The organism is Streptomyces sp. NPDC031274, from assembly GCF_055570235.1.
In genome coordinates this window covers 1-1,050 of record NZ_JBVIHP010000472.1, presented here as the reverse complement: position 1 = coordinate 1,050, position 1,050 = coordinate 1, and the positions used below count along the sequence as shown (strand labels likewise).

Sequence of the window (1,050 nt, the reverse complement as noted above, 5' to 3'; positions counted from 1 at the left end):
CCCCATCCGGGGTGTGGGCGTGAGAAGACGCTTGTGGCCCTAGAGCTTCCCCCGCCCCCCACCGGCGTCACCTGCCTACTGGTCGTCCACTCGCTCGCGCCACGCACGCACTCGTGCAGGCGCACTCGCCTCCGGAGCAGAGAAGCAACCGCTGCGGATCGGGCATCTCCCACACACCCGCGCCGCATCGCGGCCATCCTCCGGCACCTGGACCTCCGTGCCGTGCGCGCTTGTTACGCACCGTGCCGCCGACCAAGCCACCGGACCCGTCGGCGCAGCGGATCCCTTCCCGCCCCCGGCCAGCGCCGTCATCCGCTCCGCATCACGTCCCCGACCTGCGCCCACGCGGGCCGGCTCCCGGACCAGCGCCAGGATCCGCTCAGCGTCGATCACTCCCGCCCCCTCGCCCCGGCGCAACATGGACCGGCCGCCGCTCTTCATCCGCGGCGCAGCTGCCTGCGCTTGCTGCACCGCCGCCTTCCCCCGCAGCCCCAAGAGGGCTGCCGCAGCATCCGATCACCGTCTCAGTGCCCCATTCCCGCCCCGCCGTCCACGGGGATGACCGCGCCCGTCACATAGGAACCGTCTTCGATGAGGAAGCGCACCGCGCGCGCGATCTCCTGCGGCTGCCCCAGGCGGCCGAGCGGGATCTGCCCGAGCAGGCCCTTGATGCGCTCCTCGGGCAGAGCGGCGGTCATGTCGGTCGCGGTCAGCCCCGGCGCGACGACGTTGGACGTGATGTTCCGCGAGCCGTATTCACGGGCGACGGACCGGGCAAGCCCGATCAACCCTGCCTTGGACGCGGCGTAGTTGGTTTGCCCGGCCTCGCCGTGCATCGCCGTCGCCGACGAAATGAACACCATGCGGCCGGTCTTGGCGCGCAGCATGCCCGGAAGGGCGCGCTTGGCCACCCGGTAGGCAGCGGTCAGGTTCGCGTCCAGGACCGCGGTGAAGTCGTCCTCGCTCATACGGGCCAGGAGTCCGTCGCGGGTGATGCCCGCATTGGAGACGACAGCGGTGATGGGGCCGTGCTCCGCCTCGGCCTGCTTG

1 protein-coding gene is annotated in these 1,050 nt (G+C 71.6%); it reads right to left on the bottom strand.

What is annotated here, in order from left to right:
* Positions 1-524 precede the first annotated feature (524 nt).
* Positions 525-1,050: SDR family oxidoreductase (locus ACZ5CR_RS47265; protein ID WP_468870256.1), on the bottom strand; the 526-nt coding region annotated here is incomplete at its 5' end.